The following is a 23,190-nucleotide window of genomic DNA, read 5'->3' on the forward strand; positions in this document are numbered from 1 at the left end:
TTTTTGAAATCGTATTAATCCATTTAACCTGTGGCAAAAAAAATAGTTGTAGAAATTTGATAGTATGATTAATTAGTGTCGCTTTCGCTGTAAAAATTATTTTCTTCGTCTTCTGATCCAATTTCTTCCTGATCATCATCTAGTTCGGCGCCCGGAACATCAAGATTATCTCCGAGTTTATCACTGTTTTGTTTCCATTCGTGATTGTCCTGATTGACAATTCTTTCTCCAGAAATGTCTTCTGGGTCAACATCTTCAAGTTTGTCTTCTTGATTGTAAATGTCTTCGCTTGCCGGATAGTCTAAATTCTCCAGATTTCTTTCGATTTGATCTTCTTTTATTGGATTGTTTTCTTCTGAGGTTATCATGATTTCTATATTTAATTGATTTATAATGTTTTGTAATTCATTAAAATTAAGAAATCAATACTCTTGTTGTGTTATACTTTAGTGAGTTGGTTGTTGTAATTTTTACATTTGAATTGTTTCTTGAAAAACGATCATCTCTTTGCGTTAGGGATTACTTCACTAATGTTTTTATTTTTATTAGAGTTCAGTGTACTTCGTTTGAAACGGCATCCTTTTGTGACAAATGTCAGGACTCAATTAACAATGAATTTTCCTGGAACAAAAGATATAGTGGATAGCCCGACCGGAGGGAACGTCCAAATGAATTAAAAGTTTCAGGTTTTCTTTGTTTAAAGTTTCAAGTTGATCATTATCTAATTTTCTAATTGCCAAATTATCTAATTAAAAATCTCTGAAATTAGCGTATCTTTGCCGACTGAAAAAAGAAACAGATGAAGTTTGATTTATTACAAAAAGATCCGCAATCTAAAGCGAGAGCGGGAAGTATTACTACAGATCACGGCGTAATTGAAACGCCTATTTTTATGCCTGTTGGTACAGTTGCTTCGGTAAAAGGGGTACATCAGCGTGAATTGAAAAACGATATTAATCCAGATATTATCCTTGGAAATACGTATCATTTATATTTGCGTCCGCAGACAGAAATTCTTGAAAAAGCTGGGGGATTGCATAAATTCATGAATTGGGATCGTAATATTTTGACTGATTCTGGAGGATATCAGGTGTATTCTCTTTCTTCAAATCGAAAAATTAAGGAAGAAGGAGTGAAGTTCAAATCGCATATTGATGGTTCTTACCACTTTTTTACACCAGAAAATGTAATGGAAATTCAGCGTACCATTGGTGCTGATATTATTATGGCTTTTGATGAGTGTACTCCATATCCTTGTGATTACAGATATGCGCAAAGATCAATGCATATGACACACCGCTGGTTAGACAGATGTATTAATCATTTGGAAAAAGTTCCTTATAAATACGGTTACGAACAAACATTTTTCCCGATTGTTCAGGGAAGTACGTATAAAGATTTACGCCGTCAGTCGGCTGAATATATTGCTAATTCTGGACAGCAAGGAAATGCAATTGGTGGACTTTCTGTTGGTGAGCCTGCTGAAGAAATGTACGCGATGACTGAGGTTGTTTGCGAAATTTTGCCAGAAGATAAACCTCGTTATTTAATGGGTGTTGGAACTCCTATAAATATTCTTGAAAATATTGCGTTAGGAATTGATATGTTTGACTGTGTTATGCCAACGCGTAATGCGAGAAACGGAATGTTGTTTACGGCAAACGGAACAATTAATATCAAGAATAAAAAGTGGGAAGCTGATTTTTCTCCAATTGATGAAATGGGGCACACTTTTGTGGATACTGAATATACAAAAGCATATTTACGTCACTTATTTGCTGCTAACGAATATTTAGGAAAACAAATCGCGACGATTCATAATCTTGGTTTTTATATGTGGTTGGTTCGTGAAGCGAGAAAACATATCTTAGCTGGAGATTTTAGACCATGGAAAGAAATGATGGTTAAAAATATGAGTCAAAGACTTTAAAATATGTTGATTTGTTTAATCGTTTATTCGGTTAAACGATTAAACAAATAATCGATTAAACTTTACTATGTTAACGATAATAGATAAGTATATTTTAAAAAGATATTTAGCCACTTTTTCGGTGATGATCTTATTATTTATTCCGATTGGGATTGTAATTGACGTTTCTGAAAAAGTGAATAAAATGCTGGAGAACAAAATTCCGTTTATGGATATTGCGTTCTATTACTACAACTTTACTATTTATTTTGCAAATTCTCTTTTTCCGATATTTTTGTTTTTATCGGTAATCTGGTTTACTTCAAAATTGGCAAATAATACAGAGATTATTGCAATTTTAAGTTCGGGAATTTCATTTACCCGTTTTTTAAGACCTTATATTATTGGCGCTTCGATCGTTTCGGTTTTTGTGCTTTTGATGGGATTTTTTATTGTTCCTGCGGCAAGTGAAGGTTTTAATAATTTTAGATATACTTATTTAAAAGGAAACGGAAAAGAGTTGATGCGTGGCGAAAACACAAATGTTTATCGCCAAATTAACGATCACGATTTTATTTTTGTAAACAGTTTTAACGAAGAATCTAAAACGGCGTTTAATTTTACCTTGGAACATTTTGAAAAGGAAAAAATGACGTATAAAATTTCAGCAAGCCGAATTAAATGGGATCCTAAAAAAAGAACCTATGTTTTGTACGATTATACTAAAAGAACTGTTGGCGAATTGAATGACATAATCGAAAAGGTTCCTGAAAAAGAAGTAAAGTTTAAGTTTGAATTGGCCGATTTAACGCCAGTTGTTTATATTGCTGAGACGCTTTCGTTAGGGAAATTGATTGATTTTATTGAAAAAGAGCGAAAAAGAGGTTCAGGAAATATCAATACTTATCTGGTCGTACTTTATAAAAAATATAGTGTACCGGTTTCTGCCTTTATTTTAACTATTATTGCCGTTGCGGTTTCGTCAATGAAGCGTCGTGGCGGAATGGGAACCAATTTAGCGATCGGAATTGCAATTGCTTTCTCATTTGTGTTCTTTGATAAAATATTTGGAACCCTTGCCGAAAAATCTACATTCTCACCTTTATTAGCTGTTTGGTTCCCGAATATTGTCTTCGGAATTCTAGCGGTTTACCTATTACGTAATGCGAAACGATAATTTAAAAAGTTATTTAAATCTTCATTTAATTGTTTTTATCTGGGGTTTTACAGCCATTTTGGGCGCTCTTATCACCATTGATGCTGATAATTTAGTTTGGTTCAGAATGCTTATTGCAATGTTTTTTTTAGGAGCATTTATAATTTATAAAAAACAGTCTTTTCAGGTTCCAATAAAAGAGCTTTTCAAGCTTATTTTTGTTGGTTTGTTGATTGCTCTGCATTGGATTTTCTTTTTTAAAGCAATTCATGTTTCCAATGTTTCAATTACGCTTTCAATATTTTCTCTTGGTGCATTCTTTGCTTCTTTGTTAGAGCCCCTTTTTTATGGAAGAAAAATATTGTTTTACGAGGTTTTCTTCGGATTGGTAATTATTGCCGGACTTGCTTTGATATTGCAGGTCGAGATTAAATATCTAACAGGTGTTTATTATGCATTAGCAGCGATAATTCTGGGTGTTGTGTTTACTTTGCTGAACGGAAAATTAATCGCAGATCACGAACCTTCGGTTATTACATTTTATGAATTTGGCGCCGGAGTTTTTTTCATCACTATTTATTTTTTATTTCAAGGTAAATTCACTGCCGATTTCTTTACGCTGTCATTAAACAATTGGATTCTGCTGCTTATTTTGGCATCAATTTGTACAGCATATGCTTTTACTGCATCGGTAAAAGTAATGCAGCGATTAACGCCTTATACAGTAATGTTAACGACTAATTTAGAGCCTGTTTACGGAATTATGCTGGCTTATTTTATTTTGGGCGGAAAAGAAAAAATGAGTACTGAATTTTATATTGGTGCGGTCATAATTATCATTACAGTTATTTTAAATGGTGTTTTTAAACATTATAAAAACAAGAAAGAAGTGTAATAATTTACGTATCTTTTAAATCACAATTTGATACTTTACTAACAATTAACTATGCCAATGATATAATATTTTTATATTTGCGGTTCGATTTAAAAACAAAATTCAAAAATCCATGGAATATTTAGATTTTGAGCTTCCAATCAAAGAACTTGAAGACCAGTTACAAAAGTGTGTAATAATTGGAAAAGAATCTGAGGTTGATGTAACAGCAACTTGCAAGGAAATCAACAAAAAATTAGTAGAAACTAAGAAAGAAATATATAAAAACCTTACGGCTTGGCAGCGTGTACAATTGTCAAGGCACCCAAACAGACCTTATACTTTAGATTATATCAGAGCAATTTGCGGTGATACTTTTTTAGAACTTCATGGAGACAGAAGTTTTAAAGATGATAAAGCAATGGTTGGCGGTCTAGGAAAAATAAACGGTCAGTCGTTTATGATTATTGGACAGCAAAAAGGTTTTAATACAAAAACACGTCAGTACCGTAATTTTGGTATGGCAAACCCAGAAGGATACCGTAAAGCTTTGCGTTTAATGAAAATGGCAGAGAAATTCGGAATTCCAGTGCTTACTTTAGTTGATACTCCAGGTGCATATCCAGGACTTGAAGCTGAAGAAAGAGGGCAAGGGGAAGCAATTGCAAGAAATATTTTTGAAATGGTTCGTTTACAAGTGCCAATTATCACCATTATTGTAGGTGAAGGTGCTTCGGGAGGAGCTTTAGGAATTGGTGTTGGAGATAAAGTTTACATGTTGGAAAATACTTGGTATTCTGTAATTTCTCCAGAATCTTGTTCTTCAATTTTATGGAAAAGCTGGGAGTACAAAGAACGTGCTGCAGATGCTTTGAAATTGACTTCATCTGACATGAAAAAACAAAAATTAGTTGATGATGTTATTCCAGAACCACTTGGCGGAGCACACTATGACCGCGAAACTACTTTTAAAACAGTGGCGGAATATATTACTAAAGGATATAACGAATTGAAAGACTTATCAACAGCCGACTTAATTGCCCAGAGAATGGACAAATACAGTAATATGGGGGAGTTTAAAGAGTAAATTCATATAATATGATTAAAAATCCGAAGCCCTGCGGTTTCGGATTTTTTTTTGGTTATCAACAAAAGAAAAATATTTATAAACATTTAATAGTTATAACTCGATAGCAATTTTTTTTTAAATTTTGTTACTTTCGCTATATGGAAAATTTCAAGAATGTAAATCCTGTAAAGGTAGATAAAACCACTATTATTAATCTCGAAAAAGGAAAGCTTCCTCCGCAAGTTATTGATCTTGAAGAAGCTGTTCTTGGAGCGATGATGATTGATAAAAAAGGGGTAGATGATGTAATTGATATTTTGCAGCCTGATGCTTTTTACAAAGACGCGCACAAACATATTTTTGAGGCGATTTTACAGCTTTTTACTGAAACACAGCCAATCGATTTATTGACCGTTTCGACACAGTTGAAGAAAAACGGAAAGTTAGATGTAGCGGGAGGCGATTTTTATTTGATTCAGCTTACGCAGAAAATTGCTTCGTCTGCGCATATCGAATTTCACTCGCGTATTATTCTGCAGAAATTCATTCAAAGAAGTTTGATCAGAATCTCTTCTGAAATTATCGAAGAATCGTATGATGAAACTACAGATGTTTTTGATTTATTAGATAAAGCCGAATCTAAATTATACGAAGTAACTCAGGGAAATATCAAGCGTAGTTCTGAAACTGCGCAGAGTTTGGTTCTTCAGGCAAAAAAGCGTATTGAAGAAATTGCTGGTAAAGAAGGTTTGAGCGGTATTGCAACTGGTTTTGAAAAATTAGATGAGGTAACTTCTGGATGGCAACCTTCGGATTTAATTATTATTGCTGCTCGTCCAGGTATGGGTAAAACGGCTTTCGTACTTTCGATGGCGCGAAATGTTGCAATTCAGTTTGGTCATGCGGTGGCAGTTTTCTCTCTGGAGATGGCATCGGTTCAGCTGATTACAAGGCTTATTTCTTCGGAAACAGGATTGTCTTCAGAAAAATTAAGAACAGGAAAATTAGAGAAACACGAATGGGAGCAATTAAGTACTAAAGTTAAAAACTTAGAAAAAGCACCATTATTTATTGATGATACACCTTCGCTTTCGATATTCGATTTACGTGCAAAATGTCGTCGTTTAGCTTCGCAACACGGAATTAAATTGATTATTATTGACTACTTGCAGTTAATGACTGCTGGAGGAAACGGAAAAGGAGGAGGAAACCGTGAGCAGGAGATCTCGACAATTTCCCGAAACTTAAAAGCATTGGCAAAAGAGCTAAATGTTCCTGTTATTGCACTTTCTCAGTTATCGCGTGCCGTTGAAACCCGTGGATCGAGTAAACGCCCGTTGCTTTCGGATCTTCGTGAATCTGGAGCGATTGAGCAGGATGCTGATATTGTATCGTTTATTTATCGTCCTGAATATTATAAAATTGAAGAATGGGATGATGATGAGGCATCACCAACAGCAGGGCAGGCTGAATTTATTATAGCCAAACACCGTAACGGTGGACTTGAAAATATTCGTTTGAAATTCTTAGGGCATTTAGGTAAGTTCGATAATCTTGAAGATTTTACCGGCGGATTTGACGATTTGCCTTCAAAAATGAATCATGACGACAATCCGTTCATCACTAAAAATCTTCCTTCTGCCAATGAAGCTTTTGGAAGCAATCTCAATGACGACGATGACGACAGTGATGTGCCATTCTAAATACAATTTAAAAACCTTTTTATAAGGTTTTTTTTATGTCTTAATGTTAAATTTATTAATAAAATTCAGTAGATTAGCCAATCGATTGCTAAACAATTGCATAATTAACTGTAACCAATAAACAAATTATATATTATGACAAATCAAAAATTACCCGAAAGAGACACTGACATTAGCTTAGAAGTAGCTCAAGATTGGGTTGCAAAATGGAAAAAACAGACAGACGAAGAAACAGCAAAGAAACGTGTTAATTCGTTTTTAATCCCGAAGGTTAATTTAGAAAAAGTTTTAGCACAAGGAATTGATGCAGCTAGAGCTTATATTGGAATTAACGATAAAGGCTTGCAAACTTTAATGATCGTTGGTACAACTTATAATGAAGAAACAGGAATTTATGAAGATCAAATTCCAGGTAATAAAGTTGCTGCCAAATCTTATGGTGACGGAGCTGGGATTTATGATTTCTCAGAACCAAGCCCACCAACTCCACCGGATCCAAATAGCCCATTGAACGAATAATATGCATTTTTATCTTATAAAAGCGGGGTATATACTTTTATTGCTAAACTTCATTTTATATGGATTAGGCTTCTTTAAGAATAATTTGGCTTATAAATTTTTTACTGTCTATTTGTTTATATTATCAGGTGTACAGTTAAGTTCTTACATTATAAAACAAATGGGAGGTAATAATCTTTATTTATCACACATTTATTTCATAGGACAGTTTATAGCTTTAAGTTTTTTTTATCTACAACTGGTAAAAGACCCTTTCCAGCAAAAAGCAATTAAGATTGGTTTTGTATTGGTTTTGTCGACCTTGGTCATTCAATACAGTTTAAAACCAGAGATGTTTTTTAAATTCAATTTATATGAAATTTTTATTACTTCGTTCTTGTTGATTATTTACGCAGTATTTCATTTTTACAATATGCTGGATGAGAAGAAAGAATTTTACTTTATCAATATGGGACTTTTATTGTATCTTTTTGCAAGTACAATTTTATTTCTGATAGGGAATCTTACTGCAAAATTCAGCAAAGATGTTAGTTTGATAACTTGGATGATAAATGCAATTTTGATAATAGTGTATCATTTGTTTTTCTTGTACGAATGGAAAGTAAGTTATTTTAGAACGAAGACAATTAATTCTAACTGATTATTTTAATACAATGGTAAAAAAAACAACTTTATTTGGGCTTGCAGGAGCCGCAATTATAATGTTTTCCTGTCAAAAAGATAATTCACAAGATAATGGTTCTGCAGTTTCGGCAACAGAACAAGAGAATTGGCTTACAGCTAGTTTAGATAACAATTTTGCAAATTCTCAAAAACAAGTTACCGCTTATTTATTTTCAACAGATGAACTTTCTAAACTGGTAGAAACTCCAAATGTCGAAAATGTACAGTTTGTATTAGGCTACAGTGACAATACAGTACAAATTAAAGTTATTGGAGTTGACAAATCAGGTAAAGAACTTGCAAGTGTTGATTCTAAAATATTAAAAGATCCCTCTTATGATGCTAAATTGGCAAAGCTTGAACATGGCTTGACAAGTAAAACAGATAAAGGATCTGCTCTTTTAAATGAACATTTAATGTTGTCAGAAGAAGCTTTTGACGGTATTGTAGCGTGGCAGGAAAAACTAAAAACTGGAAGTGATTTAAACGAAGTGCTTTCTTATGAAGGAGCGCGTTTTCAGCATTACAGTTTAGAAGCTGCTGTTGTAGCTGAAATGCTAAAAGGCAAGGATACACCAAACATTGGTTTGTTTCTAGGACTTAACGGAATTGGAAAAGTAACTACAATCTTGGTAGAGTTGGATAAAAACAATGCTATTAAATCGAAATCATCTTTAACAGGGAAAACTATGGATAATCCTGAGGATGTTTATGATGGCGCTCGTCCTTCACCTCCATTGTAAAATTAATTATTAAACAATAAAGAAACCTCTCTCGAAATTTTTTGAGGAGGTTTTTTTGATTTTTTCAACATTAGTTCAATCTTTTGAAACACAAAGAAGAAAATATCTTAAGCATATGACAGAAAAAGCAATCTCAGAATCTGAAATTATTGCAACCGCAATATTTAGCTGTGTTTCTTTTTTATTGATGGGTCTTGTTTTGATCTTGTTTTTTTATTTTTCGCGAAAAAAAATAACTCAGAAAGAATTAGAAAAAAGAGATTTAGAAATTCAGTATCAAAAGGAACAACTGCACGCCATTATTGTAACTCAGGAAGAAGAACGAAAACGAATTGCACAGGATCTTCATGACGATATTAGTTCGAAACTGAACATTGTTTCTTTGAATACGCATTTATTATCAGCTTCAAATTTAACTGAAGCTGAAACAAAAGAAATTACAGGAAATATTATAAGTCTTACAACTAAAGCTTTAGATAATTCTAGAAAAATAGCGCATAATTTATTACCGCCTGTTTTTGAAAAATTTGGACTCAGTGCTGGTGTAGAAGAATTATGTGCGGAATTTGAAACCAGCAAATTGGTTAAAGTTTATTATAACAATACAGCCTATTTTGATGAAAACGACATTGATCGCCATTTGCATGTTTTCAGGATTCTTCAAGAATTTATGAATAATTCAATCCGACATGGAAAAGCAAGTGAAATCAAGATTTCTTTTTCTGAAGAAAATGGAATTGCAACTTGTAATTATGAAGACAACGGAATTGGTTTTGACAGTAAAAACGCTGAAAATCAAAAAGGGCTCGGAATGAAAAATATTGACAGCCGTATTTCTTTTCTGAACGGAACCATTCAAATTTCTTCAGAAGTCAATAAAGGTTTCGCCGCAAATTTTACATTTTAAGTTAAAATGTTGTGTTTTTTGTAGAATTAAATCGACATTGTGGATTTCTTCGATTATTGTTTGGGACATATTTTGTAAATTCGGCAAACCAAACGACCAAAAACAGAATAAAAAATGAATGCTGCTATTAAAATTGCTTTAGTTGATGACGAAGTTTTATTTCGAAAAGGAATTGCCTTTTTATTGCAGAGAGAAGATAATATTGAAATTATTTTTGAAGCATCAAATGGCGAGGAACTTCTTGATAGTTTAGAAAAATGCGAAATCAAACCTGATATTATTATAATGGATTTGAAAATGCCATTATTGAACGGTGTTGAGGCAACAAAAATTATTCGTAAGTCTAATCCAGATATTAAAATAATTGCCCTTACCAGCTACGATTCGAAATCATTTATCGCAAATATGATTCAAATAGGTGCGGTGGCTTATCTTCTAAAAAATACTACTCCAAAAGATTTGATCCTTACTATTAATGAAGTTGCAAAAAAAGGATTTTATTACAGTGAAAATGTGTTAAAAACGATTCAGGAAACAATTGTTTCTTCAAAAAATTCAAAAGTGAATTTAGAAACAAGTTTTCTTTCTCCTCGTGAAATCGAAATATTGCAGCTAATCTGTCAGCAGAAAACAACTACTGAAATTGCTGAACATCTTTTTTTAAGTCCGAGAACCGTTGAGGGGCATCGCAATAATTTGCTTCTTAAAACTGAATCAAGAAATATTGCTGGATTAGTGGTGTACGCGATTCAAAATGAAATTGCGGTTTTGACGTTGTAATTTTTCAGGCAGTTAAAAATTGTATTGATAGAACATAATATAAAATAATTGTAAGAACAAGTACGCAAATCCCTATTTTTTGAAGTACATTTAATCCCTTTGGCTGGTTATTACTTTCGTTAAATTTCATAATTTTGGTTTTCATTGATTTAGAACTCAATGATTTGGGTTACCAAATGTAGTTAGAATTTACCTTTGTGAAATAGGTGTTTTTACCTGATTTTATAGGTAAGAATATAAAAAACGAAAAAACTTTATTTTAACTTTTCTTTCGGTTATAAAACAAAGGCAACTATGGTATTTTTAAAAGCTTCCTTTATATCTTTACTAAAATAATTTTTGATGAAGAAGAGTTTAATTTACATCTTTATAGTAATGCTTTCGTTTTCGGCTAAAGCTTCCTTTATATTGCTTCCGATGGATGAGACAACGCAGCAAAATCATCTTAAAGCGTACGGAATTACTTATTGGTGCCTGAGCAGAGATTATAAGGCAAGCTGGCTTCTTAATTACAGAGGTGGTTCGTTTTTATTGCCAGATGCTGAGGAAATTAGAAAAGAATGTAAAATCCGTGGCGTAAGTTTTGAAATTTTGTCTGATAGTGAAGAAGCTTCGATTTTAAATGAAATCTCAAGTCCGTCGCAAAATATGGAATCGGTTATTTTAGAAAAAGCGCCGAAAATTGCCGTTTACACTCCAAAAGGAAAACAACCTTGGGATGATGCGGTAACTTTGGTTTTAACTTATGCCGAAATTCCTTTTACTCCAATATATGATGAAGAAGTCTTAAGCGATCAGCTATTATTGTACGATTGGCTTCATTTGCATCATGAGGATTTTACCGGTCAATATGGTAAATTTTATGCAGCATATAAAAATACTCCTTGGTATATTGAACAGAAAAAAGATGCCGAGGCTTTGGCTGTCAAATTAGGCTATGCAAAAGTTTCTCAAGAAAAAGGAGCCGTTGCAAAAAAAATTAGAGATTTTGTTATTGGAGGTGGTTTTATGTTTGCTATGTGTTCTGCCACAGATAGTTTTGATATTGCGTTGGCAGCTGATGGTGTTGATATTTGCGAAGCTATGTTTGACGGTGATGCAAGTGATTCTAATTATCAAGCGAAATTGGAGTACGGAAATTCTTTTGCGTTTAAAAATTTTACTTTAGAAAGAAGACCAGAAGTTTATGAGTTTTCAGACATCGATATGACATCAAAACGTAAAATTCCTATGGAAAAGGATTATTTTACTTTAATGGAATTTTCTGCGAAATGGGATCCAATTCCTAGTATGCTTTGTCAAAATCATACACAGCTTGTTAAAGGTTTTATGGGACAGACAACTTCTTTTGATTCCTCATTAATAAAATCAAATGTTTTGATAATGGGAACTTGTGAGCTAAATGGCGAATCAAGATATATTCATGGCGAAAAAGGAAAAGGAATGTTTACTTTTTTTGGAGGCCATGATCCAGAAGATTTTCAGCACCAGGTTGGCGACCCGCCTACAGTTTTAGATTTACATCCAAATTCTCCTGGATATCGATTAATTTTAAACAATGTTTTGTTTCCTGCGGCTAAAAAGAAAAAACTTAAAACATAAATTAGTTTAAGGAAAATTCTATCCAAACAGGGAGGTGATCAGATATTTTTCGAGCTTCAGAAAGTGAGTTGAAGTTTTGATAAAATAGAATTATTCCTGAATTTATGTGATTAATTCCAGTTGTCTTAAAAAAAATATTATCAAATTCAGATGCAAGACAAACAGCGTTTTTACATTTTTGTTTTAAAGTTGTCTTTTGGTTCTGCAAAATGGGAGTGTAGCCCATTTTCTTTAAAGGAAAAAATACCGTGTGGGATTGTGGACAATTAAAATCTCCAGCAAAAATCAAGTTCAAGTCAGGATATTCAGCAGGTAAAAATTTGAAATATTTAATTTCAGTTTCGGGATTTCTATTTTTTGTAATCGCGTGAAAATTGCTTAAGGTGATATTTTTTTTGCCAATTTCAAATGTGGCAAAATACGGCTCTCGATCTATTTCTAAACTATATTTTTTTTCAAGCCAAGGTTTGCCTTTCAGTTTAACTTTACTTGTTTTCCAAATAAAGGCATAACGCTCTGCTTTGTAACTGCTGCTGCTGGTTGGGTCGCTTACAGCATAATTCCACTTTGAACCTTTTTGATTTAGGATATCAGTAAGTTTTGCAATTGCCTGCGCGCCGCCATATCCTGCGACAACTTCTTGAATAGCAATAATATCATAGTCAAGAACTATTGAAGCTATAAAGTTTATTTCGGTTTCAGATTTTGATTTTCCGTAATTCTCTAAATTCCAAGATAGAATTTTTGTTTGCGAAAAAGAAAGAAATGTAAAAAAAGAAAGAGCAAGGCTTAAAATATTTTTCATTAGGTATTTAAAACCTCAAATATAAGAAGCATTGTAAATTTGATCATTCTTAGTCTTAATTTTTTTTATATCTATTTTTCAATGCTGTTGAAATTATGATAATTTGCAAAACTAGAAGTGCTGGAATAAAAACCATTTTCCATTCAATTTCAGAACCTCCTGTTTTTGCAGAAACAAAAGCAAAGCTTATTGATAAGAAAATGCAAAGGATCATAGTCTTCATAATAATTCTGTTTTTAGTTGTATTAATTTTGTCAATAAAATTAATGCGTATTTTAGGTTTCATTGGTTTGTTAATAGGATTTAATACAAATTTAGAAGTATAAAAAAGCATTTCCTTACGGTAAACCGTAATCAAAGTGTTAAATTTATACGAGACCAAAATCTTTTGCAATGGCAATTAAATGAACATTGTTATTGGCTTTAAAATATATTTTTAACTTATTGATTCGTTTTTCAATACTGCTGGTTCCGTTTGGAGTTATTGACAACGCTTTAAATTCGTTTGAAATATGTTCTAAAATATAGCCTTTTGCTAAAAGTGATAAAATAGAAATATCATAAGACTCAATTTCAATTAAAGATTTGTCGTTAAAACTAAATGATAAATCAGAGGATAATATTCTTTCCTCGTTTCTATAAGCGCCTTCAATAGCTTTTCTTAATTCTTCCATACTGTTTCTGCCTTTAGAAACATAAGCATTTATGCCTAAATCGTAAAAAAGAGATTTGATTCGGTATGATTTGTCTTCTATCGAAAAGACTATTTTTTTCAAGTTTGGCTGTACTTTATTTATCGCCTCGATAAGATCTTCGCCACTTTCAAGCTGATTTTTTCGATGATCAGATTTAAATGATAAATCGCTTATAAGCAAATCATAAGGATCATTTTCTGCAAGTCCTTTTTTGATTTTTAATAAACCGTCATCACAATATTTTACATGATCTATTGAACTTACTTTTAGGTCTTCAAGTATTTGTATTACAGCAATGCTTATACTATCTAGATCTTCGGCAACTAAAACTTTTTTGAACATATAATTTATTTTTAAATAGGAAAGGTGAAACTTAATTTAAACCCATTGTCAGAATTTTTATCAAAAGTAATAGTTCCATTTATAGTTTTTATACGGCTTTCCACATTTTGGAGTCCATTTTTTAAAATAAAGTCATTATTCTTTGCTCCAATGCCATTATCCGCATATGTTACGATAATATTTTTTTTATTTATTTTGAAAGTTGTACTTACCAAAGTTGCCTGACTATGTTTTTTCATGTTTAAGAATAGTTCCTGAAGCACTCTGTAAAGTATAATTTTTTTGTTTTTATCAATTTCATTCCAGCGCACAGCATCAAAACCTTGCATTATAATATTTACTTTATCTGTTTTGTATCCTGAAATCATTTCTTTTAATTCAGAAATGTAATTTTCGTCAGTAAGAATAAAACTGTTTTCTTTTGAAATATTTCTGGTCTTTGAATATATGTTTTCCAGATTATTTAAAAGTTGCTCTTTATTTTCATTTTGTTCCAGATTTCCTTTTCTGATCAGCGTTAAGGTTTGATACAAATCGTTGGCAAGTTCGGCATCTAGTTTTTTTGAAATTCTTGCTTCACTTTTATAAATTGCTTCATTTTTTTCTTTTTTGCTTTTTCTAGAAAGACGGAAAAATAGGAATAAGAGTGCTGAAAGTACAAACACTATGGAAATGTACAAAACAATATTTCGGTTTTTCTGTCTTTCTAATTGCAGTTCTTTTTCTGCTTTTTGAGTTTTTAGTTCTAAATTTTCTTCTTTGTTTTTCTTTGAATTATATATAGCATCAGCAAATTGATTTTTTGCTTTTTTTCTGCTTACAATTAGACTATCGACTTTTCTAATATAAATCTTCCAGTATTTTTTTGAATTTTTGGCATTATCAGCTTCGATTAGATTAGCTAACATGTTGATTTCATTTGTTACCGATTTTGCTCTTTTAGCACAATTATAAGCTTTCTCTGCATTAAGCTTTTTTAGTTCTGGATTGTTGTATTTTGAATAATATAAATAAAAAGCATAATAGTTGCCAATTAGTTCATAATCATCTTTTAATGTGAGAGTTAATTTTAAACTTTCGTCGAAGCACTTGAATGCTAATTCTTTATGATTTCCAAGACGTAAGTAAGAAAGACCTAAATTATATAATATGGCAGCGCGCTGAACATCTGTATTTGACGGGGTTATTTTATCTGCAATTTTATACCGAGCTATTGGTTCTAGTAAATTTATCGCCTCTTGATATTTTTTTTGATGCATATAGACAAATGCAATTTCAGATAATATTCGTGATTTTCTAAAGGTAGAGACTGCTTTTTTTAGTGCTTTTTTATGATAGTATAGTGCCTTTTCGTAATCATACGTGTACAAATAGTTATAAGCCATGAATGTATAAACGTTCACAGGATACTTTGTATTGGTTGTTTTATCTAAGTAGGGGAATGCTTTTATAAGTGTAGTTTCTGCTTCATAATAATCGCCATTTTGTTGCAGGATTTCTACCATATTGCTTAATGTACCAACATAATCATCTGCATAATCTTCTTTTGGATCACATAATAATTGTGTTTTATTAAAATAAAAAAGCGCGCTGTCATTTTTTCCAGAATCCCAAAAAGCATTTGCTTTTTGCTGCATTTGTTTTATTTCGGCTGAACGATCTTTTAGGATATATTTTATTTGCAGATTTTTTGATGCACAAAACTGTATTGAAAAAACTATTGCCAAAATAATACAAAAGATTAGCAAGCAAAAAGCGATGTAGTTATTTCGGAAAAAGCGAATTAGGTTCTTAATCATAATATTGGAAATTTAATTAAAACCTTAAAACCTTTTCCTAATTCTGAATAGATGTCAATTTCACCTTTAATATTGTGAATTCGATTCTCCATATTATGCAGACCATTTTTTAATACCATTTTAGTGGCATCGATTCCTTTTCCGTTATCCGAATAATTGATTAAAATGGTATTGTCTTTTTCTTTAAAAGTTATTGCAACTAAACTGGCATCACTATGTTTTTTCATATTTACAAGTAATTCCTGAATGGCTCTGAAAACCGATATTTTTTTAATTTTATCAACTTTATTCCATGAAATTGTGTCCAAACCATTTAATAACAGATTTACATTAGAAGTATTAAATCTGGATATCATCTCTTTAAGTTGGACAGCATAATCTTGATTACTTAAAAATGGATTGTTTTCTCTGGAAATATTCCTTGTTCGGGAATAAATATTATCTAGTTTCTTTAATAAGTGATCATTATTTTCTTCAATAGAAAGATTTCTATTTTCAACAAATGCCAGGGCGTGATAAATATCATTAGCTAATTCGTCATGTAATTTTTTTGAAATTCGAGTTTCACTTTGATAAGTTGCTTCAATTTTTTGACGATGCGCTTTTGCTGTCAAATAAAAATAAAGAAAGATAATCAGGCACAATGCTATGATGATTATGGCATATGAAATAATGTTTCTTCTTTCTTGTTTTTCTATTTGAAGATCATTTTTAATTTTTTGAGCCTTTAGTTTTAAGTTCTCATTTTTTTCTTTTTTTGTATCATACTTGATTTTTGCAAAGTTGTTTTTTGCTCTTTGTCTGACTTCATAAATACTGTCTCCTAATTTTATATAAATAAGCGAGTTTTTTTTTGCTTCTGTATCTGAACTATTTTTAATAATGAATTTCAGAGCCAGTAAACAATCATCAATATTGCCAGCTGAAGTATGATTTTCGTAACTTAATTTTGCATACTTCATTGAGAGAACAGCATTATCCTTTTCATAATAGTTAGCAAGATTATAATAAGTTCGCCCCAGACCATCGTGATCTTTTACTTTGGCCTTTATTTCAATACTCTTTTGAAAATAAGACAGCGCTCTTGGGTCTTTAAGTTTGTAATAGCAATACCCTATATAATCGAGTATTTTTGAATAATATGTTGGTTTTTGCTGTATGATTTTCTCTTTAGCTATTGAAAGAAAAATCGGCAGCGCCTTGTTGAATTTTTGCTGTTTTATATGAATAACAGCATTATTGTTTTTTGCCTCAAGTATATTAATTCGGTCATTTTTTAAAGTAAATGCTTTTGAATAATAGTAAATAGCATTTGGGTAGTCATAAGTATAATAATAATTTCTGCCTAGAACGCTATAGATATTCCATACGTATTCTGAACCCTTAATTTTATTTAAAAAAGGAAATGTTTCAGTTGCAGTTAAAGTGCTTCCAATAAAATCTTCATGGTCTTGTTGAATTTCGGCCATGTAATACATGCAGTAAACATAATTTTTAGGATCCTCATTTGGGTTGCAGTTTGCCCTCGCTTCGTTGTAAAGATAAAATGCACTATCTGGCTGTTTATTCTTGTAAAATAAATCAGCAGCATTTATTATCTTTTCTATTTTGTCTTTGTTATTTGTAATCTTCTCTGGACTATTTTTTTTCTTCTGACAGCCAAATAGTGAAAGCAGAATTAATAAAATAGGCAACGAAAATTGTATTCTTTTTGAAACCATGCGCCAAAAATAGAAAATTATATTTCTTACAACCACGTATAAATACGGTATTTTGTTTTTAACGTAAAAAAATAAATTGCGAAATCTCATTTACAAGCATATACAAGCAAACCCTCGCATAGGAGGGTTTGTAGCTGTGAATTTGTTGTAAAATTTATCTTTATAAAATTATTGAGCTCTTAATCCTGTTGCAATTCCTATTCTGTTCCACGCATTAATCGTGATAATAGCTAAAATGATTTCAGCTAAATATTTTTCATCAAATATTCGGGCAGCGTTTTGATATACTTCTTCAGATACATGATTGCTTATTAATGTAATTTCTTCAGTCAAAGCTAAGATTGCTTTTTCTTCTTCAGAATAAAAGTCGGCTTCTCTCCACGCACTTAATAGATATATTCGCTGCTCAGATACGCCATGTTTTCTTGCATCTGCTGTATGCATGTTAATACAATAGGCACAGCCGTTTATTTGTGAAGCACGAATTTTAATTAGTTCTTTATGTACGGGAGTTAATGAAGTTGTAGCCATGTATTTTTCTAAACCTAACATGGCTTGATAAGCTTCTGGGGCAACAGTTGGGATAACAATTCTTGGTTTCATTTCTATATGTTTTAAAAGTTTGATACAAAGTTCATTTATATCGGCATTAAAAAACTTGAACTACTTCAAGAAATTCGTTTAGATTTTTCCAGCTCTGATTTTACTCATGAATTCAGCTGAAAAATCTAAGTAAGAAGCAATCATATATTGTGGAACACGCTGTACAAATTCTGGAAAATGATCGTTAAAATGATGATATCTTTCTTCGGCTGACATTGTAAATAAGAATTTAATCCTCATTTGCATGGCGCCAAACGACTTTTGCGAAACAATTCTAAAGTATCGTTCCAGACTCGGAATTTCAATTAAAAGTGCTTCCAATACAGTTTTGTCAATTGCGATAACATCTGTGCTTTCTACTGCTTGTAAATAAAAACTGGACGGAACATGATTATGATAGCTCAAATAATCCGTAATCCACCAATTTTCAATACCAAATTGCAAAGTCTGTTCTGCTCCTTTAGAATTGATGATGTATTGTCTCATACAGCCTTTAACTACAAAGTAAATAGTATTGCAGATTTGACCTTCTTTCAATACATGTTCTTTCTTTTTTATTTTTGAAAGCTCCAGGCATGATTCTAATTTGTCAATATCTGAAGGTTCGAGATTGATAAATTTTGCAATATGATCAAAAAGCTGTTGGTACATAAGACTGGTCTGGTTTTGTACAAAGTTACTTTTAAAATTTTGTTTCCGATATAAAATTACAGAGGACAAAATAATTTAATTATAGAAATTTATTTGAAATTTACTATTAACTATTACACCGCTAGAAACAGCGGCTTTCCAGTTGGCGTTTTCAATAAACGCCCTAAGCTGACTAACAATTGAATCGCTGAATTTTGTATTCTCAGGATTTGTGAAGTTAATTTCGATATTGATATCTGAGATTTTTGAATCTCTTTTAATAATGAAGTTTGTCTTAGCAAAAAAATCTCTTTGATTTATACTTTTGATAAATCCACTTGGGAACCTAAAAACTGTAAAGAAATCTTTTAGGATTTGCTTTTTTTGATCTAAGAACTCTGTTGCATTTGGATATATCATGCAATAATTATCTACCCCATTCGGATATTCAAAAGGTGTTTCTATTCTGCTTATTACATATAAACTATCAGCGGTCCTTTCAATTTGTTTTGTAAAGTTATGTCCATATTTTAGATTTAATAACTCGTTTGAGGCTTTGTAATAGCAATTTGTTACTGCTGGGTAACTTTCTACTTTATTGCCAATTCGGTATAATGAAAATTCGACCTCAGGAGAATAACAAAATTCAATTTGCTTTTCTTTGAGCAATTTTTTTAAATAGGGATGATGTCTTTTATAATCACTGTCAAGATATCCTTCAGGTTCGATATAATAAAAAATTTCTTCAAATTTGAAATCCATTTTTGCTCTTTCAATTTCAGAAAGACAGTTAGAATCTCGTTTGTCAATTACACCAATTATTGTGCTAATGGAATTCCTGTCCAAATTTTTCTCCTGTGATCTGGCTACTAGGATTTGCATTATGAATAAAGTCAAAAATAGTCTTTTCATTAAAAATCAGGTTTAGTGAAAATGCAAAAAACAAAAAACCATTCGTTAACGAATGGTTTTTCTATGATAAGTAAGTAATCTAAATTGAGTTTATAAAACGTTTATTTTACTTTATTAAGTATTGCTTTGAAAGCTTCAGGGTGGTTCATAGCTAAATCTGCAAGAACTTTACGGTTCAATTCGATTCCATTAGCTTTTACTTTCCCCATGAATTGAGAATAAGACATTCCTTCCAATCTAGCTCCAGCGTTGATACGTTGAATCCATAAAGCACGGAAATTTCTTTTGTTTTGTTTTCTATCGCGGTAAGCGTAGCACATTGCTTTCTCTACTGCATTCTTAGCAACTGTCCAAACGTTTTTACGTCTACCAAAGAAACCTTTGGCTTGCTTCATTATTTTTTTTCTTCTTGCTCTTTTAGCAACTGAATTTACCGATCTTGGCATAATTTTAATGTGTTTTTGTAGCAGGCGCCCTGAATTGAATCAAAGGAACTTGAAAGCCATACTCCAAGGTTATATAAATGATTTTTTAACCTAAAGAATTATTAGATAATTCTTAATTGTTGTTTGATGCTTTTCATATCTGTTGAGTGAACTAGCGCTGAGTGTGTCAAAGCTAATTTACGTTTTTTAGATTTTTTAGTCAAGATGTGACTTTTAAAAGCATGCTTTCTTTTAATCTTTCCAGAGCCAGTAACTTTAAAACGTTTCTTAGCGCTAGATTTTGTTTTCATTTTAGGCATTTTTCCTAGTGTTTTAATTTATTCTTACTTACTTATATCTTAGTCTGAAAGTTTAAAAGTATAAAGTTTGAAAGTCTGCTTTGACTTTTGACTTTATGACTTTCGGCTTTACGACTTATTTCTTTTTCTTCGGAGCAATGAACATAATCATTCTCTTTCCTTCCAAAACTGGCATCGCTTCAACTTTACCATGTTCTTCTAAATCTGTAGCCAAACGTAGTAATAAAATCTGTCCTTGATCTTTATAAATGATTGAACGTCCTTTAAAGAATACGAAAGCTTTTAATTTAGCTCCTTCTTTAAGGAATTTTTCAGCGTTCTTTCTTTTAAATTCATAATCATGCTCATCTGTCTGAGGACCAAAACGAATTTCTTTTACTACAACTTGCGTTGATTTAGCTTTTAAAGCTTTGTCACGTTTCTTTTGTTCGTAAACAAATTTCTTGTAGTCCATGATTTTGCAAACCGGCGGTTCAGCATTTGGTGAAATTTCAACCAAATCCAATTCGAACTGATCTGCTAAGCGTAAAGCTTCTGCAAGCTTAAATACACCTGGTTCGATGTTTTCGCCTACTAGTCTTACTTCTTGTACACCACGAATATTGTTGTTTATTCTGTGTGCATCTTTTTTTTCTACGCGAGGTTGAAAACCTCTGTTGCTTCTTATTGCTATGACTTTATAATTTAAGTTAAACTGTAAAAACTTTTAATGTCTTTTTTATTTCTTCGTTTACAATCGAAGCAAATTCTTCAATAGAAACTGTAATATTGCCTTTTCCTTCTTGGCCGTGGCGACGAATAGAAATTGTGCCATTTTTCTCTTCCTCTTCGCCCACAATCAGCATAAATGGGATTTTTTGCATTTCAGCATCTCTAATTTTCTTGCCAATTGTTTCGTTTCGGTTGTCAATTAGGGCGCGAATTTCGTGATTTTCTAGCAAATCTAAAACTTTTTTAGCATAATTTTCGTATTTCTCGCTCAAAGACAAGATTATAGCCTGTTCAGGCATTAGCCAAAGTGGGAAATTTCCTGCTGTATGTTCTAATAAAATTGCTATAAAACGTTCCATCGATCCAAAAGGAGCTCTATGAATCATAACTGGTCGATGTAATTCATTATCAGCACCTTTGTATGTTAATTCAAAACGCTCAGGTAGATTGTAATCTACTTGAATGGTTCCTAACTGCCATTGTCTTCCTAAGGCATCTTTAACCATAAAGTCAAGCTTTGGTCCATAAAAAGCAGCTTCTCCGTATTCTACAACGGTATTAAGGCCTTTGTCGGCAGCAGCGTTGATAATAGCGTTTTCAGCTTTCTCCCAATTTTCATCAGAACCAATGTATTTCTCTCTATTTTCCTGATCTCTTAGCGAAATTTGAGCAGTAAAGTTTTCAAAACCTAACGAACCGAATACATAAAGTACAAGATCAATCACTTTTTTGAACTCTTCATCTAATTGCTCTGGAGTACAGAAAATATGCGCATCATCCTGAGTAAATCCTCTTACACGAGTCAAACCGTGCAATTCTCCAGATTGCTCATATCTATATACAGTCCCAAATTCAGCATAACGTTTTGGTAAATCTTTGTAAGACCAAGGTCTTACGTTATAGATCTCACAGTGGTGAGGGCAGTTCATTGGCTTCAATAAAAACTCTTCACCTTCAGCCGGAGTATTGATTGGCTGAAAACTATCAGCTCCATATTTTGCATAGTGACCAGAAGTTACATAAAGTTCTTTTTGGCCAATATGTGGAGTAACTACTTGCTCGTAACCCGCTTTCTTCTGAGCTTTCTTTAAAAATTGCTCTAAACGATCTCTAAGTGCAGCACCTTTAGGTAGCCATAAAGGTAAACCTTGTCCCACTTTCTGAGAGAAAGCGAACAATTCAAGTTCTTTTCCTAATTTACGGTGATCACGACGTTTTGCTTCTTCAAGAAGTTCTAAGTATTCAGTCAGATCTTTTTGTTTAGGGAAAGAAGTTCCGTAAACACGAGTTAGCTGTTTGTTTTTTTCGTCACCTCTCCAATAAGCACCAGCTACACTCATTACTTTCATGGCTTTGATAATTCCTGTATTTGGAATATGGCCTCCACGGCATAAGTCAGTAAAAGTAGAGTGGTCACAAAAAGTAATAGTTCCGTCTTCAAGATTCGAAATCAATTCAGTCTTGTAAACGTTGTCTTTGTACATTTCTAATGCATCTGCTTTGCTAACCGGACGCATTTTAAATTCGTGTTTTCCTCGTGAAATCTCAAGAACACGATCTTCAATCTTTTTAAAATCAGCTTCAGAAATTTTCTGATCACCAAAATCCACGTCATAATAAAACCCATTAGCAATTGCAGGTCCAAGAGTTAATTTAATTCCTGGGTACAATTCCTCAAGCGCTTGCGCCATTACGTGCGAAGTTGAATGCCAGAAAGCTTTTTTGCCTTCAGCATCATTCCAAGTATATAAAATAAGATTACCGTCGGTCGTTAATGGAGTTTCGGTTTCAATAGTTGTACCATTAAAAGATGCAGAAATAACATTTCTTGCAAAACCTTCGCTAATGTTTTTAGCGACCTCCATTGGAGTTACGCCTTGAGCGAACTCTCTAATTGACCCATCGGGTAAAGTAATCTTGATCATTGTTTATAATTTTGTGAATGCAAATATAGCGCATTACTAAAATACATACAATATATATATGCATGTTTATATTATATATGTTTTAGGAATGAATATCATCCGTAGTCTAATGCTTTTTTCTACATATATAAAGGTGGAATTTCTACTATATTGTATAGGAAGGATTCTTTAGAGAAGAATTAGTATTTTAATAAGGAGTTATTTCCCGCTATCCGCTACACACGAGTGATAGCGAACTGACGAAGTAATCTTTTGTGGTGAACCCCGCCACAAAAGGATTTCCACTACTATCGGGGCTAGGGAAGTTGTTTTCGAGAGAGGCCTTATATATAAGTATAGAAAGATACGTGTCGGAAAAGCAGTGAAAAGAGACTTTG

At 32.3% G+C, this 23,190-nt stretch carries 24 protein-coding genes; 11 read left to right on the forward strand and 13 right to left on the reverse strand.

The genetic code is table 11. The features are described from left to right. Positions 1 to 68: 68 nt before the first annotated feature. Positions 69 to 368, reverse strand: a complete 300-nt coding sequence (locus tag EV145_RS22080) for a hypothetical protein (RefSeq protein ID WP_133527336.1) — start codon at positions 366 to 368, stop codon at positions 69 to 71. 431 nt (positions 369 to 799) lie between these two features. Between EV145_RS22080 and tgt the strand changes: the two genes are divergently transcribed. From tgt to EV145_RS22135, 11 genes are all read left to right on the forward strand, one after another. Next, positions 800 to 1,930: a tRNA guanosine(34) transglycosylase Tgt gene (gene tgt / locus EV145_RS22085; RefSeq protein WP_133527337.1), complete on the forward strand. Its 1,131-nt coding sequence runs from the start codon at positions 800 to 802 to the stop codon at positions 1,928 to 1,930. A 67-nt stretch (positions 1,931 to 1,997) separates the two neighbouring features. Beyond that, positions 1,998 to 3,086, forward strand: a complete 1,089-nt coding sequence (locus EV145_RS22090) for an LptF/LptG family permease (RefSeq protein WP_133527338.1) — start codon at positions 1,998 to 2,000, stop codon at positions 3,084 to 3,086. After that, entirely contained in the window at positions 3,073 to 3,960 is an 888-nt protein-coding gene (locus EV145_RS22095) for a DMT family transporter (RefSeq protein ID WP_133527339.1), read from the forward strand. Before EV145_RS22090 ends, EV145_RS22095 begins: the two co-directional genes overlap by 14 nt. Before the next feature lie 112 nt (positions 3,961 to 4,072). Beyond that, positions 4,073 to 5,026 (forward strand): acetyl-CoA carboxylase carboxyltransferase subunit alpha, encoded by a 954-nt coding sequence (locus tag EV145_RS22100; RefSeq protein ID WP_133527340.1) that lies wholly within the window; start codon positions 4,073 to 4,075, stop codon positions 5,024 to 5,026. Between the two features lie 140 nt (positions 5,027 to 5,166). Next, positions 5,167 to 6,711: a replicative DNA helicase gene (gene dnaB / locus EV145_RS22105; RefSeq protein WP_133527341.1), complete on the forward strand. Its 1,545-nt coding sequence runs from the start codon at positions 5,167 to 5,169 to the stop codon at positions 6,709 to 6,711. Positions 6,712 to 6,846: 135 nt separating this feature from the next. After that, positions 6,847 to 7,230 carry a hypothetical protein gene (locus EV145_RS22110; RefSeq protein WP_133527342.1) on the forward strand — a complete coding sequence of 128 codons (384 nt, stop codon included), beginning with the start codon at positions 6,847 to 6,849 and terminating at the stop codon, positions 7,228 to 7,230. Between the two features lie 160 nt (positions 7,231 to 7,390). Continuing rightward, on the forward strand, positions 7,391 to 7,870 hold the full coding sequence (locus EV145_RS22115) for a hypothetical protein (protein WP_243739304.1): 480 nt from the start codon (positions 7,391 to 7,393) through the stop codon (positions 7,868 to 7,870). A gap of 13 nt (positions 7,871 to 7,883) precedes the next feature. Beyond that, complete coding sequence (locus EV145_RS22120; RefSeq protein WP_133527344.1) at positions 7,884 to 8,636, forward strand: hypothetical protein; 753 nt, start codon at positions 7,884 to 7,886, stop codon at positions 8,634 to 8,636. A gap of 115 nt (positions 8,637 to 8,751) precedes the next feature. Then, positions 8,752 to 9,543 (forward strand): sensor histidine kinase, encoded by a 792-nt coding sequence (locus EV145_RS22125; RefSeq protein WP_133527345.1) that lies wholly within the window; start codon positions 8,752 to 8,754, stop codon positions 9,541 to 9,543. 114 nt (positions 9,544 to 9,657) lie between these two features. Next, positions 9,658 to 10,323 carry a response regulator transcription factor gene (locus EV145_RS22130; protein WP_133527346.1) on the forward strand — a complete coding sequence of 222 codons (666 nt, stop codon included), beginning with the start codon at positions 9,658 to 9,660 and terminating at the stop codon, positions 10,321 to 10,323. Positions 10,324 to 10,665: 342 nt separating this feature from the next. Next, complete coding sequence (locus EV145_RS22135) at positions 10,666 to 11,925, forward strand: asparagine synthetase B (protein ID WP_133527347.1); 1,260 nt, start codon at positions 10,666 to 10,668, stop codon at positions 11,923 to 11,925. A 1-nt stretch (position 11,926) separates the two neighbouring features. Here the strand turns inward: EV145_RS22135 and EV145_RS22140 are convergent, their stop codons facing one another. The 12 genes from EV145_RS22140 to thrS form a co-directional block, all read right to left on the reverse strand. After that, entirely contained in the window at positions 11,927 to 12,730 is an 804-nt protein-coding gene (locus tag EV145_RS22140) for an endonuclease/exonuclease/phosphatase family protein (protein ID WP_133527348.1), read from the reverse strand. A gap of 55 nt (positions 12,731 to 12,785) precedes the next feature. Next, positions 12,786 to 13,016: a hypothetical protein gene (locus tag EV145_RS22145; RefSeq protein WP_133527349.1), complete on the reverse strand. Its 231-nt coding sequence runs from the start codon at positions 13,014 to 13,016 to the stop codon at positions 12,786 to 12,788. Positions 13,017 to 13,098: 82 nt separating this feature from the next. Beyond that, on the reverse strand, positions 13,099 to 13,767 hold the full coding sequence (locus EV145_RS22150; protein WP_133527350.1) for a response regulator transcription factor: 669 nt from the start codon (positions 13,765 to 13,767) through the stop codon (positions 13,099 to 13,101). Positions 13,768 to 13,778: 11 nt separating this feature from the next. Continuing rightward, on the reverse strand, positions 13,779 to 15,404 hold the full coding sequence (locus EV145_RS22155) for a tetratricopeptide repeat-containing sensor histidine kinase (protein ID WP_133527351.1): 1,626 nt from the start codon (positions 15,402 to 15,404) through the stop codon (positions 13,779 to 13,781). Between the two features lie 158 nt (positions 15,405 to 15,562). After that, positions 15,563 to 17,287: a tetratricopeptide repeat-containing sensor histidine kinase gene (locus EV145_RS22160; RefSeq protein WP_133527352.1), complete on the reverse strand. Its 1,725-nt coding sequence runs from the start codon at positions 17,285 to 17,287 to the stop codon at positions 15,563 to 15,565. 168 nt (positions 17,288 to 17,455) lie between these two features. Continuing rightward, the gene (locus EV145_RS22165; protein ID WP_133527353.1) at positions 17,456 to 17,890 is read right to left on the reverse strand and encodes a carboxymuconolactone decarboxylase family protein; all 435 of its coding nucleotides are present in this window, start codon (positions 17,888 to 17,890) and stop codon (positions 17,456 to 17,458) included. A gap of 78 nt (positions 17,891 to 17,968) precedes the next feature. Further along, positions 17,969 to 18,541 (reverse strand): Crp/Fnr family transcriptional regulator, encoded by a 573-nt coding sequence (locus EV145_RS22170; RefSeq protein WP_133527354.1) that lies wholly within the window; start codon positions 18,539 to 18,541, stop codon positions 17,969 to 17,971. Positions 18,542 to 18,616: 75 nt separating this feature from the next. Then, positions 18,617 to 19,432 carry a hypothetical protein gene (locus EV145_RS22175; protein ID WP_133527355.1) on the reverse strand — a complete coding sequence of 272 codons (816 nt, stop codon included), beginning with the start codon at positions 19,430 to 19,432 and terminating at the stop codon, positions 18,617 to 18,619. Between the two features lie 101 nt (positions 19,433 to 19,533). After that, positions 19,534 to 19,878 carry a 50S ribosomal protein L20 gene (gene rplT, locus EV145_RS22180; RefSeq protein ID WP_007810721.1) on the reverse strand — a complete coding sequence of 115 codons (345 nt, stop codon included), beginning with the start codon at positions 19,876 to 19,878 and terminating at the stop codon, positions 19,534 to 19,536. A 101-nt stretch (positions 19,879 to 19,979) separates the two neighbouring features. Beyond that, entirely contained in the window at positions 19,980 to 20,177 is a 198-nt protein-coding gene (gene rpmI, locus EV145_RS22185) for a 50S ribosomal protein L35 (RefSeq protein WP_007810722.1), read from the reverse strand. A gap of 115 nt (positions 20,178 to 20,292) precedes the next feature. Beyond that, a complete protein-coding gene (gene infC / locus EV145_RS22190) occupies positions 20,293 to 20,844 on the reverse strand; it encodes a translation initiation factor IF-3 (protein ID WP_133527356.1) in 552 nt (183 codons plus the stop codon). A gap of 22 nt (positions 20,845 to 20,866) precedes the next feature. Beyond that, complete coding sequence (gene thrS / locus EV145_RS22195) at positions 20,867 to 22,813, reverse strand: threonine--tRNA ligase (RefSeq protein ID WP_133527357.1); 1,947 nt, start codon at positions 22,811 to 22,813, stop codon at positions 20,867 to 20,869. Positions 22,814 to 23,190: the final 377 nt, after the last annotated feature.

Origin of the sequence: Flavobacterium sp. 245, assembly GCF_004362055.1 — a bacterium.
In the GTDB taxonomy this organism is placed as follows: domain Bacteria; phylum Bacteroidota; class Bacteroidia; order Flavobacteriales; family Flavobacteriaceae; genus Flavobacterium.

Excerpts from the sequence above, each read along its gene's own strand:
- EV145_RS22080 (WP_133527336.1), bottom strand. The coding sequence starts at position 368 with ATGATAACCTCAGAAGAAAACAATCCAATAAAAGAAGATCAAATCGAA.
- tgt (WP_133527337.1), top strand. The coding sequence starts at position 800 with ATGAAGTTTGATTTATTACAAAAAGATCCGCAATCTAAAGCGAGAGCG.
- EV145_RS22090 (WP_133527338.1), top strand. The coding sequence starts at position 1,998 with ATGTTAACGATAATAGATAAGTATATTTTAAAAAGATATTTAGCCACT.
- EV145_RS22095 (WP_133527339.1), top strand. The coding sequence starts at position 3,073 with ATGCGAAACGATAATTTAAAAAGTTATTTAAATCTTCATTTAATTGTT.
- EV145_RS22100 (WP_133527340.1), top strand. The coding sequence starts at position 4,073 with ATGGAATATTTAGATTTTGAGCTTCCAATCAAAGAACTTGAAGACCAG.
- dnaB (WP_133527341.1), top strand. The coding sequence starts at position 5,167 with ATGGAAAATTTCAAGAATGTAAATCCTGTAAAGGTAGATAAAACCACT.
- EV145_RS22110 (WP_133527342.1), top strand. The coding sequence starts at position 6,847 with ATGACAAATCAAAAATTACCCGAAAGAGACACTGACATTAGCTTAGAA.
- EV145_RS22115 (WP_243739304.1), top strand. The coding sequence starts at position 7,391 with ATGGGAGGTAATAATCTTTATTTATCACACATTTATTTCATAGGACAG.
- EV145_RS22120 (WP_133527344.1), top strand. The coding sequence starts at position 7,884 with ATGGTAAAAAAAACAACTTTATTTGGGCTTGCAGGAGCCGCAATTATA.
- EV145_RS22125 (WP_133527345.1), top strand. The coding sequence starts at position 8,752 with ATGACAGAAAAAGCAATCTCAGAATCTGAAATTATTGCAACCGCAATA.
- EV145_RS22130 (WP_133527346.1), top strand. The coding sequence starts at position 9,658 with ATGAATGCTGCTATTAAAATTGCTTTAGTTGATGACGAAGTTTTATTT.
- EV145_RS22135 (WP_133527347.1), top strand. The coding sequence starts at position 10,666 with ATGAAGAAGAGTTTAATTTACATCTTTATAGTAATGCTTTCGTTTTCG.
- EV145_RS22140 (WP_133527348.1), bottom strand. The coding sequence starts at position 12,730 with ATGAAAAATATTTTAAGCCTTGCTCTTTCTTTTTTTACATTTCTTTCT.
- EV145_RS22145 (WP_133527349.1), bottom strand. The coding sequence starts at position 13,016 with ATGAAACCTAAAATACGCATTAATTTTATTGACAAAATTAATACAACT.
- EV145_RS22150 (WP_133527350.1), bottom strand. The coding sequence starts at position 13,767 with ATGTTCAAAAAAGTTTTAGTTGCCGAAGATCTAGATAGTATAAGCATT.
- EV145_RS22155 (WP_133527351.1), bottom strand. The coding sequence starts at position 15,404 with ATGCAGCAAAAAGCAAATGCTTTTTGGGATTCTGGAAAAAATGACAGC.
- EV145_RS22160 (WP_133527352.1), bottom strand. The coding sequence starts at position 17,287 with ATGGTTTCAAAAAGAATACAATTTTCGTTGCCTATTTTATTAATTCTG.
- EV145_RS22165 (WP_133527353.1), bottom strand. The coding sequence starts at position 17,890 with ATGAAACCAAGAATTGTTATCCCAACTGTTGCCCCAGAAGCTTATCAA.
- EV145_RS22170 (WP_133527354.1), bottom strand. The coding sequence starts at position 18,541 with ATGTACCAACAGCTTTTTGATCATATTGCAAAATTTATCAATCTCGAA.
- EV145_RS22175 (WP_133527355.1), bottom strand. The coding sequence starts at position 19,432 with ATGAAAAGACTATTTTTGACTTTATTCATAATGCAAATCCTAGTAGCC.
- rplT (WP_007810721.1), bottom strand. The coding sequence starts at position 19,878 with ATGCCAAGATCGGTAAATTCAGTTGCTAAAAGAGCAAGAAGAAAAAAA.
- rpmI (WP_007810722.1), bottom strand. The coding sequence starts at position 20,177 with ATGCCTAAAATGAAAACAAAATCTAGCGCTAAGAAACGTTTTAAAGTT.
- thrS (WP_133527357.1), bottom strand. The coding sequence starts at position 22,813 with ATGATCAAGATTACTTTACCCGATGGGTCAATTAGAGAGTTCGCTCAA.